The organism is Mycobacterium sp. (assembly GCF_036488105.1).
Lineage (GTDB): Bacteria > Actinomycetota > Actinomycetes > Mycobacteriales > Mycobacteriaceae > Mycobacterium.
Genome location: NZ_DASXHW010000081.1, coordinates 1 through 10,226, shown reverse-complemented (window position 1 = coordinate 10,226; position 10,226 = coordinate 1). Strand labels below are relative to the sequence as shown.

Here is a 10,226-nt window from a genome sequence, read left to right as displayed (position 1 = left end):
CGGCAAGGTCGCGATCGTCACCGGAGGTGCCTCCGGCATCGGCGCTGGAATCGTCGAGAAGTTCTTGTCGGAAGGCGCCCGGGTGGTGATCGCCGACGTCGAGCGTGAGCGTGGTGAAGAGCTGGCCGGCAAGCTGGGCGGCGACGTGGTCTTCCGGTCGGCCGATGTCTCAAGCCCCGAACAGATCGGTGCGCTGGTCGCGGGAGCCGTCGAGACCTTCGGCCGGCTCGACGTCATGGTGAACAACGCCGGAGTCTCGAGCAAGATGCACCGCAGCTTCCTCGACGACGACCTGGCCGACTTCCAGCGCGTGATGTCCGTCAACGTCCTGGGCGTGATGGCCGGTACCCGCGACGCCGCCCGCCAGATGGCGGCCAGTGGCGGCGGGTCGATCATTAACATGTCGTCGATCGGCGGTATTCAGGCCGGCGGCGGCGTGATGACGTATCGCGCGTCCAAGGCGGCGGTCATCATGTTCACCAAGTCCGCGGCGATCGAGTTGGCGCACTACGAGGTTCGGGTCAACGCCATCGCGCCGGGCAACATCCCGACACCGCTGCTGCAGACGACGACAACCGACAAGTCCCCCGAAGAGCTCGCGCGTTTCGAGCATGCGATCCGCGAGCAGATGCGTGCCGATCGGCCGCTGAAGCGGGAGGGCACACCCGACGATATCGCCGAGGCGGCGCTCTACCTGGCCAGCGACCGGTCCCGGTATGTCACCGGGACCGTCTTGCCAGTCGACGGCGGGACGGTCGCCGGAAAGGTGCTCCGTCGGCGTCCGGAGCAGAGAAATTAAATCAATCGCTTGACTTAATCGGAGACGAAGCGTTGACTAGCCGGGTGACCACAGCGAGGGCCGCGCGCACTGAACGGGCCAGCACAACTCAGGAGGCGATCCTGACCGCCGCCGAGCGACTGTTCGCCGAACACGGCGTGTTCGCCGTCTCCAATCGGCAGGTCAGCGAGGCCGCCGGGCAAGGCAACAACGCCGCGGTCGGCTATCACTTCGGCACCAAAACCGACCTGGTTCGGGCCATCGAACAACGGCACCGGGAGCCCATCGAGCGCTTGCGGGAAGTGATGGTCGCGCAGACCCTGAAATCCGAGGACACCCGGAGTTGGGTCGCATGCCTGGTGCGCCCGCTGACCGATCACTTGGCGGCGCTGGGCAACCCCAGCTGGTACGCACGCTTTGCCGCGCAGGTGATGACCGATCCCGCGTATTACAACATCGTCGTCAAAGACGCTCTGACATCTGAATCGCTGGTGCAGGTGATCGACGGGATCAACCGGTGCCTTCCCGAACTCCCGATCGACGTTCGGGTGGAACGCAACCTGATGGCGCGCAACCTGCTGGTCCACACCTGCGCCGATCGCGAACGGGCTTTGGCCGCAGGCGCATCCGCGCCGTGGACGTCCTGGCAGACTGCCGGAACCCGTCTCGTCGACGCCGTCGTCGGACTTTGGCTGGCGCCGGTCACGCCGCACGAGTGAAGACGTTGATGATGAAAGTTTCTGTGGACCAAGACAAATGCGCATCGTCAGGAAATTGTGTGATGCATGCGCCGGAGATCTTCGATCAGCGCGACGATGACGGCGTCGTCGTCGTGCTCGACGAGAACCCGCCCGCCGAGCAGGCCGACAACGCCCGCAAGGCTGAGGCGGGTTGCCCCGCACTAGCCATCCACGTTGAGGAGTGAGAAGTGTCCGACACGCTCACCGGCACGACAACCGCGGCGATCTCCGACGCCCCCGAATATCCGATGGCACGCGCCAGCGGCTGCCCGTTCGCCCCGCCGCCCGAAGTGATGGAGTTGGCCGATGCGCGGCCGTTGTCCCGAGTCAAGATCTGGGACGGCAGCACCCCGTGGCTCATCACCGGCTACGAAGAGGCGCGCACGCTGTTCTCCGATCCTCGGGTCAGCGTCGACGACCGGCGCCCCGGCTTCCCGCACTGGAACGAGGGCATGCTGTCCACGGTGCACAAGCGGCCCAGATCGGTCTTCACCGCAGACGCCGAAGAGCACACCCGGTTTCGGCGGATGCTGTCAAAACCATTCACCTTCAAGCGGGTTGAAGGCTTGCGGCCGGCGATCCAGCAGATCACCGACGACGCTATCGACTCGATGCTGGCCGGGCCGAAGCCCGGCGAGATCGTCGGCGAGCTGGCACTCCCGGTGCCCTCGCTGGTGATCAGCCAGCTGCTCGGCGTGCCCTACGAAGACGCCGAGATGTTCCAGCACCACGCCAACGTCGGGCTGGCGCGTTACGCGACCGGTGAAGACACCGTCAAGGGTGCGATGAGCCTGCACAAATATCTTGCGCAGCTGGTCGAGGCCAAGATGGAAAACCCGGCCGAAGACGCGGTGTCGGACCTGGCCGAGCGCGTCAAGGCGGGCGAGCTCAGCGTCAAGGAAGCCGCGCAGCTGGGGACCGGCTTGCTGATCGCCGGACACGAGACCACTGCCAACATGATCGGTCTGGGTGTGCTGGCCTTACTGCACCACCCCGACCAGGCGGCGGTGCTGCGAGAAACCGACGACCCGAGAGTCGTCGCCAACGCCGTCGAGGAACTGCTGCGCTACCTGTCCATCATCCAAAACGGCCAGCGTCGCATCGCCGCGGAGGATATCGACATCGCCGGCGAAGTCATCCGGGCCGGAGAAGGCATCATCATCGACAATGCGCCGGCGAACTGGGACCCCAAGGAATTCACCGAACCCGATCGGCTGTACCTGCATCGCTCGGGTGCCGGCCAGCACGTCGCATTCGGCTACGGACGGCACCAGTGCGTCGGCCAGCAGCTTGCCCGCGCCGAACTGCAGATCGTCTTCCACACCCTGTTTCGCCGCGTTCCCACCCTGGAACTCGCCGTGCCGATCGACGACGTGCCGCTCAAACATGACCGGCTCGCATACGGCGTCTACGAACTACCGGTGACCTGGTGAATCCTGTCACCAGCCGATCCGCGAGAACTACTGTCAAAGAAGTCTGGATCCGAATGGAGGGCCACTGATGTCGCCTCAAACAAGCACCGTTTCGCTGTACCCGCCGGGAGGCTTTGGCGCGCCCAAGAATCGGCACGGTCACGCCAGCGGCACCAACACCGGCCTGCCCGAAGGCACGGTGGTTTTCTCGGCGGACAGCCACATTTCGCTGGCCGATGACATCTTCTATCAGCGTTTCCCGGAAGACCTGAAAGACAAGGCGCCGCGAATCTGGTACGAGGACGGCGCCTACCAAGTCGGACGCAAGGGGCAGTCATTCCTGCCGGGCGATTTCAGCGCCGTCCTGATGCAGTACGACGACCTGCCCGGTGCGGCGAGTACCAACATCGAGGCCCGCATCCAGGAACTACGTGAGGACGGTGTCGAGAAGGAACTCGCGTTCCCCAACGCCATCCTGGCGCTCTTCCACTACCCGGACAAGAAACTTCGAGAGCTGGCGTTCCGGATCTACAACGAGTACATGGCCGAGTTGCAGGAGCAGTCAGGAGGCCACTTCTACGGTGCGGGACTGATCAACTGGTGGGATCCCGAAGGCACCAAAAAGACACTGGCCGAACTGAAGTCGCTCGGCCTCAAGACTTTCCTGCTGCCGCTCAACCCCGGCAAGGACGACGACGACAAGCCGATCGACTACGGCAGCACCAGCATGAAGCCGGTGTGGGACGAGATCGAGGCCGCCGGGCTTCCGATCGCTCACCACATCGGAGAGACGCCGCCGAAGAGTCCGTGTGAGTTCAACAGCGTCGTCGTCGGCATGATGATCAACATCGACGGATTCCGCGAACAGTTCGCCAAGTACCTCTTCACCGGGATCCTCGACGACCACCCCGGACTCCGGATCGGCTGGTTCGAAGGTGGAATCGCCTGGGTGCCATGGGCTTTGCAGGATGCCGAGCATCTGGTGGCGTCCTACCAGCACATGTTCAATCGGCCGCTCGAGCACGACGTCCGCTACTACTGGGACACCCACATGAGCGCATCGTTCATGGTCGACCCGCTGGGACTGCAGTTGATCGACCAGATCGGTATCGACAAGGTGATGTGGTCCAGCGACTACCCACACAACGAAAGCACCTTCGGCTACTCGGAAAAGTCGCTGGCCGCGGTCGTCGACGCGGTCGGGCCGCAGGCGGCCACCCGCATCGTCAGCGGCAACATCACCGAGTTCTTGGGTTTGTAGGCCGCTGAATGACTTTGACCACATCGTTGCGGGCCGCACCTTCGTCTGCGCTCAACATTCCGGAAACCCCGGGCCTCGAGCGGATGCGTCGCGAGACCGGTGCGCGGCTCCGATCCGCGATGGCCGATCGCGGCGTGGACGCCTTGATCCTATTGGGCAACAACAGCGTTGTGTACGCCACCGGGGTGAGTTGGCCATTGGGCGATGCCGGGTTGTCTTACGTCGAGCGACCGGTCGCGGTGGTGCTCGCCGACGATCCGCACCCGCATCTGTTTCTGCCGTTCCGCGAAGGCGCCGCGTCGGAATCGGGCTTACCTGCCGATCATCTGCACGGGCCGGTGTATCTCGAATTCGACGAGGGCGTGGAGAATTTCGCGCGGGTGCTCGAGGACCTGGTCCCCGCGGCCGCCGTGATCGCGGTCGACGAGCTCACCGGGGCGATGCGGCGCGCGCAGGGCCGGCTCTTCCGGTCCGGTCGGCCGGCCGACGCCGCGCAGATCGTCGGCGCCGCGAAGCTCATCAAGACTCCCGACGAGCTGGCCTGCATGCGTACCGCGTGCCGGATCACCGACACGGCCATGGTCGAAGTGCAAGCCGCGCTGGCGCCGGGAATTCGGCAAATCGAACTGTCGGCAAGTTTCATGCGTCGCGCCTTCGAACTCGGCGCGATGGCCAGCATGCTGGAGCCGATCTGGCAGGTGATGCCGAAATACAAGGCCGACGGCGTATGGACCACCCACGGCGATTTGGCCTTGCCGCTGTTGACGACTGAGCGCGAACTGGCCGCCGGCGATGTGCTGTGGACCGATGTCAGCATCACGTATCAGGGCTACTGCTCCGACTTCGGGCGCACGTGGATCGTCGGACAGGACCCGACACCGCGCCAGCAGGCACAGTTCCACAAGTGGCGGGAGATCATGGACGCCGTGCTCGACGTGACGCACGCCGGCACCACGATCGCCGAGCTTGGCCGAACGGCGACGAAAGCGAACGGCGGTGCCCGGCCCTGGCTTCCGCACTTCTATCTGGGGCACAGCATCGGCGTCAACGCCGCCGAAACCCCAATGATCGGAACCGATCTCGGCGATGAGTTCGACGAGAACTTCGTCCTGGAGCCGGGAATGGTGATGGTGCTGGAACCGGTTGTGTGGGAAGAAGGCACCGGCGGCTATCGCAGCGAAGAGATTGTCGTGATCACCGAGGAAGGCTGGATTCCGTTGACCAACTACCCCTATCACCCTTATGGCGACTGAGGTTCTGGCCGACGACCGCGCGCTTCGCACCGGCCGCCGGGAACGCGCGCTGACCCAGATGGAAAAGCACGACCTCGACGTGCTGGTGCTGGGGCGGCAGGCCAATGTGCGGTATGTGTCCGGTGCGCCGCAGTTATGGGTCGCGGGAACCCGGCCGTTCGGACCGACCTGCGTGGTCATCCGCAAGACCGGCGCCATCCACCTGCTCAGCACGTGGGATGAGGGAGTGCCCGACGACATCCCGCACGAGAATCTGTACGGCATCGCCTGGAATCCGATGAACACCATTTCGGTGCTCAAAGGCATCGACGGTGCGGCGGACGCAAAACGCGTTGGCACCGATGCACTTTCACCGGGCTTTGCGCAACTGCTGCCGGTGGCGTTCCCGAACGCCGAGCTGGTCGACGGTGAGCTGGCGATGCGTGCCGCCCGACGGATCAAGACCCTCGAAGAGGTCGTCTCGCTGCGTGAGGCGATCCGGGTGGCCGAGGTCGGCCTGGCCGCCGCCGTCGCAGAGCTGCGGCCCGGCATCAGCGAAAAGACCTTGGCCGGAGTGTTGTTGGAGGCCATGGCGGCCGGCGGGGTCAGCACACCGTCCACCCAGGATGCGGCGTGGGTGACCGCACGCGAGCACCCGTGGCGACGGGCCAGCGATGATGGCATTGTTCGGGCCGGCGACTTGGTGGCGTTCTCCGCGGGCGTGCTCGACGGTGGCTACACCGGTGAGGTCGGCCGCACCTGGCCGGTCGGCGAACTCAACGGCGCCGGTGACCTGTATCGACGGTGGGATGCGCTGTGGGACAGGCTCTATGAAGCCTGTCAACCAGGTGCACCCGCCATCGACCTACTTGCTGCTTACCAGGCCGCCGGCGAAGAACCGCCGCCGATGCCCATCGCGCGGGGGCTGGGTCTGGGATTCGACCCACCTGTGGTCTCGCAGCATCTGCCGGCAACGGCCGCCGAGGAACTGCTGGAGCCGGGGATGGTGCTGGCGGTCACCGGATATGTCTGGCAATCGGGCGTCGGCGCCGTGTTCGGGCGAGAGGCGGTGTTGATCACCCCCGACGGTCCCGAGGTCTTGACATCGAGCCCGTCATGGCAGGCATGAGTGCCGAACCTCGGGTCGAACCGCCGCTGGCCGGCTTCACGGTGGTCGATTTATCGACCGGAATAGCAGGCGCGTACTGCACCAAGCTGCTTGCCGACGGCGGCGCCGCCGTCATCAAAGTCGAGCCGCCGCAGGGTGATCCGCTGCGGCGTTGGTCGTATTCCGGTGCGGCCATTGAACAAGGCGGCGACGGCGCGTTGTTCAGTTTTCTGGCAGGATCGAAACACAGTGTCATCGCCGATCCCGAAGTCGACAACGATATCCAAATGGTCGACAGGCTGTTGGCGACGGCGGATGCTGTGGTGTGGTCTGCAGGATCGAAACTAGCCGAGCGCCAAAGCTTTAGACCTGCTGCGATCCTTCGTGCGCACCCTCAGCTGACCGTCACCTCGATCACGCCGTTCGGCCTGGATGGTCCCTGGCGGGACCGGGCGGCCACCGAATTCACGCTGCAAGCCTGGTCGGGGGGAATCGTCGGGCTCGGGCGCGGTTTGCCGGAACGAGCGCCGGTGTTCGTCGGCGGCCAGGTCGGCGAGTACATGGCCGGGGCTTATGCAAGCGCAGCGACCCTGACGTCGCGGTTCCGCCGAATCACCGGTGGCCCAGGCGAACCAGGAGAACTCATAGATCTTTCGATGCTGGAAACCCAGATCCTTGGCCTGACGTATTACCCGGTCACCTATTTCGAAATGCTCGGTCGGCCTTGGCGAGACGCCCGGCGGCTCACAGTTCCGGGCGTGGCGCCGGCGAAGGACGGCCTGGTGGACCTCGGCTGTGGGACAGCGCAGCAATGGTTCGATCTATGTGCGATGGTCGGTCACCCGGAGTGGATCGACGAGGAATCGCCACTGTCGATCACCGAGTTGGCCAACATTCACGCTGAAGAGATCTTTGCCTGGGTCGAGAGTAACCCGGTCGACGAGATCCGGGAACTTGCAACGGCATTCAGGATTCCAAATGCGCCGGTGGCAAACGGGTCGAATATCGCATCGCTCGACCACTTCCAGGAGCGGGGCTCGTTTGTGCGCAATCCGCGCGAAGGGTTCCAACAGCCGGGCCCCCCTTACCGGATGCAGCCCGCACAGCTTCAGTCGCCTCTTCCGGCACCGCGGCTCGGAGAACACACTGCCCGTTACCGGGCGGCCAGCACGGCTCCGCAGACCCTTCCGACGCCTTCGGCGCCTGGAAACGGGCTGCCGTTCAGCGGACTTCGGGTGTTGGACATGACGACGTTCTGGGCAGGTCCCAGTTGCACTCACTTTTTGGCCATGCTCGGCGCCGACGTAATCCACCTGGAATCCGTCAGCCGGCCCGACGGAACCCGATTGATCGCCGGCATACCAATCACCGAAGACCAGTGGTGGGAGAAATCGCCGATCTTCGCGGCGCTGAACACCAACAAGAAAAGTCTGACGCTTGACTTGCAGACCCCACGCGGGCGCGAGCTGTTGCGCCGGCTCACCGCGACTTGCGATGTCATCGTGGAGAACTTCACACCCCGGGTGCTCGACCAGATCGGGCTGGACTTTGGTGCCGTTCAAGCAGCCCGTCCTGACGCAGTCATGTTGCGAATGCCCGGCTTCGGACTCGACGGGCCGTGGCGCGACAATCCGGCGTTCGCATATGCCATCGAGTCTGCGTCCGGCCTGAGTTGGCTGACTGGCTATCCCGACCGCCCTCCGTACGAGCCGTATTCGATCGGTGACCCGAACGCAGGTGTGCATGCGCTCAACGGTCTCCTGCTAGCCCTGGAACACCGTCGCCGCACCGGCCAGGGTGTACTCGTCGAGGCCGCGATGGTCGATGCCGCGCTTAATGTTTCCGCCGAACAAATCATCGAGTACTCCGCGTACGGGTCTGTGCCGGAGCGGATGGGCAATCGAGGACCAACCGCGGCACCCCAGAATCTTTACCGCAGCGCAGATATCGACGAGTTCGGTCGCCTCGACAGCTGGGTCGCCATTGCGGTGGCAACTGACGATCAGTGGGAAAGGCTCTGGCGTGCACTCGGATCGCCCTCGTGGGCAACCGATCCCAGGCTGTCAACCCAAACAGGGCGGCGTGCACACCACGGTCTCATCGATGAGCAGCTAGCTGCCTGGTGTAAGGACCGCGGCCGGGACGACATCGTCCGAACCTTGTGGGATGCCGGTGTGCCCGTCGCCAACGTCATGCAACCCCATCGTCAAGCGGATTTGGACCAGTTGGCATTTCGTGGCTTCTTCGAAGAATTCGATCACCCGGTGAACGGCCGGGCTAAGCTCAGCACCGTGCCCGCGAGGTTCTCTGGTGGGCCCGGCGTTTTCCATACTAAATCCGCGCCCATGCTTGGGCAGCACAACCACGAGCTGCTGGCCGAACTCGGGTTGAGCGACGACGAGATCGCCGAGCTGGAAGCCGACGGCGTCATCGGCTGCGCGCCGGCTCGTTAGTGACCCCACCCGTCGCCGGCTTGGTCCTCGAATGTCTGGTCTATGCGATCGAATCGCCGGCGAATTGATCCACGAGCGGCCGAATGGGGCAGCACGTAGAGACGATTGGCCGCAATCGCGTCGGCGGTCAGCCGGGCTACCTCGTCGACGTTCAGTGTGTCTGGTTGCGTCGGAGTGCTGGTCGCCGACAGCCCGTAATCCGCGCCCATGATGCGTTCGGAGTTCGAGAGCAGCTTGGTCTCGACGACCATCGGGCAGAGCACCGACACACCGATGCCGTTGTCTTTGACCTCACGAGCCAGATTCTCGGCCAGGCCCACGACGCCGTATTTCGCGACGCTGTAGGCGCCGAGGCCGACGTTGGGCATCAGGCCGGCGAACGACGCGGTGAAGGCGACGTGGCCGCCTCTGCCCTGCTCGAGCAACCGGGGCAGGAACGCCTCGACGGCATGAATCGAGCCCCACAGGTCGATGTCGATCACCCAGCGCCAGTCGTCGTGCGTCATCTGCGCGATCGGACCTGCGACCACGATGCCGGCGTTACTGAAGACCACATCGACCTGACCGAGAAGACGAAATGCCTCATCGGCAAGGTTGATCATCTCCTTGAGATACCTGACGTCACACATCACGCCGTGCGCTTGGAACCCGTCAGCCTGCAAGTGCGCGACCGCCTGCTCCAGTGAAGGCTGGTCGACGTCGGCGAGGACGAGTCGCGCTCCGCGCCTTGCCAACTCAGTTGCGGTCGCGAGACCGATACCGCTGGCACCGCCGGTGATGACGGCGCCCCTGCCTTCAAATCCGCTCATGGCCGCGACGTTAGCCGATGCGGCTTGCACTACTTCAGGCAGCTGCCGCCGTCGATCGGTAGCGTGACACCGGTGATGTAACGCGCCTCGTCGGACGCCAGGAACAGCACCGCGTTGGCGATGTCCTCGGGCTCGACCCAGCCGATCGGCAGGGTGTGCATCAGCTGGCCGACGACCTTCATATCGTCGGGGCCCGGGTTTTCCAGATCGGGCCGGAACAGCCGCATCGTGCCGTCGTTCATGAAAAGCGGGGTGTTGACGTTGGTCGGGTGCACGGAGTTGACCCGGATGTTTTGCGCGCCGAGCTCGCCCGCGAAGGTGCGCATCAGGCCGACCACACCGTGCTTGGCGGCGACGTAGTGACCGCAGTGCGGGTAGGCCTTAAGGCCGCCGACCGAGCTGGTGAGGATGATCGAGCCACCGTTGCCGCCCG

At 64.5% G+C, this 10,226-nt stretch carries 10 protein-coding genes; 8 read left to right on the top strand and 2 right to left on the bottom strand.

Going from position 1 to position 10,226, the window contains the following annotated elements; all coding sequences use genetic code 11:
- The 8 genes from VGH54_RS04280 to VGH54_RS04245 all read left to right on the top strand — a co-directional run.
- On the top strand, positions 1–799 hold a 799-nt coding region (locus VGH54_RS04280), incomplete at its 5' end, for an SDR family oxidoreductase (protein WP_331510695.1).
- 44 nt (positions 800–843) lie between these two features.
- A complete protein-coding gene (locus VGH54_RS04275; protein WP_331510694.1) occupies positions 844–1,497 on the top strand; it encodes a TetR/AcrR family transcriptional regulator in 654 nt (217 codons plus the stop codon).
- Positions 1,498–1,508: 11 nt separating this feature from the next.
- The gene (locus tag VGH54_RS04270) at positions 1,509–1,703 is read left to right on the top strand and encodes a ferredoxin (protein WP_331510693.1); all 195 of its coding nucleotides are present in this window, start codon (positions 1,509–1,511) and stop codon (positions 1,701–1,703) included.
- Positions 1,704–1,706: 3 nt separating this feature from the next.
- A complete protein-coding gene (locus VGH54_RS04265; protein ID WP_331510692.1) occupies positions 1,707–2,951 on the top strand; it encodes a cytochrome P450 in 1,245 nt (414 codons plus the stop codon).
- 178 nt (positions 2,952–3,129) lie between these two features.
- Positions 3,130–4,191: an amidohydrolase family protein gene (locus tag VGH54_RS04260; protein WP_331510696.1), complete on the top strand. Its 1,062-nt coding sequence runs from the start codon at positions 3,130–3,132 to the stop codon at positions 4,189–4,191.
- 8 nt (positions 4,192–4,199) lie between these two features.
- On the top strand, positions 4,200–5,444 hold the full coding sequence (locus VGH54_RS04255; protein ID WP_331510691.1) for a Xaa-Pro peptidase family protein: 1,245 nt from the start codon (positions 4,200–4,202) through the stop codon (positions 5,442–5,444).
- Positions 5,434–6,552: a M24 family metallopeptidase gene (locus tag VGH54_RS04250; protein WP_331510690.1), complete on the top strand. Its 1,119-nt coding sequence runs from the start codon at positions 5,434–5,436 to the stop codon at positions 6,550–6,552. Before VGH54_RS04255 ends, VGH54_RS04250 begins: the two co-directional genes overlap by 11 nt.
- Positions 6,549–8,984, top strand: a complete 2,436-nt coding sequence (locus VGH54_RS04245) for a CoA transferase (RefSeq protein WP_331510689.1) — start codon at positions 6,549–6,551, stop codon at positions 8,982–8,984. Before VGH54_RS04250 ends, VGH54_RS04245 begins: the two co-directional genes overlap by 4 nt.
- Here VGH54_RS04245 and VGH54_RS04240 read toward each other — a convergent pair.
- The gene (locus tag VGH54_RS04240; protein WP_331510688.1) at positions 8,981–9,793 is read right to left on the bottom strand and encodes an SDR family NAD(P)-dependent oxidoreductase; all 813 of its coding nucleotides are present in this window, start codon (positions 9,791–9,793) and stop codon (positions 8,981–8,983) included. The two genes, VGH54_RS04245 and VGH54_RS04240, sit on opposite strands and share 4 nt — an antisense overlap.
- A 29-nt stretch (positions 9,794–9,822) precedes the next feature.
- A partial coding sequence (locus VGH54_RS04235) for an SDR family oxidoreductase (RefSeq protein ID WP_331510687.1) occupies positions 9,823–10,226 on the bottom strand: 404 nt, incomplete at its 5' end.

Bases quoted from the DNA above. Each gene is read 5' to 3' on its own strand.
- VGH54_RS04270 (WP_331510693.1), top strand. From the start codon at position 1,509: ATGAAAGTTTCTGTGGACCAAGACAAATGCGCATCGTCAGGAAATTGT.
- VGH54_RS04255 (WP_331510691.1), top strand. From the start codon at position 4,200: ATGACTTTGACCACATCGTTGCGGGCCGCACCTTCGTCTGCGCTCAAC.
- VGH54_RS04250 (WP_331510690.1), top strand. From the start codon at position 5,434: ATGGCGACTGAGGTTCTGGCCGACGACCGCGCGCTTCGCACCGGCCGC.
- VGH54_RS04245 (WP_331510689.1), top strand. From the start codon at position 6,549: ATGAGTGCCGAACCTCGGGTCGAACCGCCGCTGGCCGGCTTCACGGTG.
- VGH54_RS04240 (WP_331510688.1), bottom strand. From the start codon at position 9,793: ATGAGCGGATTTGAAGGCAGGGGCGCCGTCATCACCGGCGGTGCCAGC.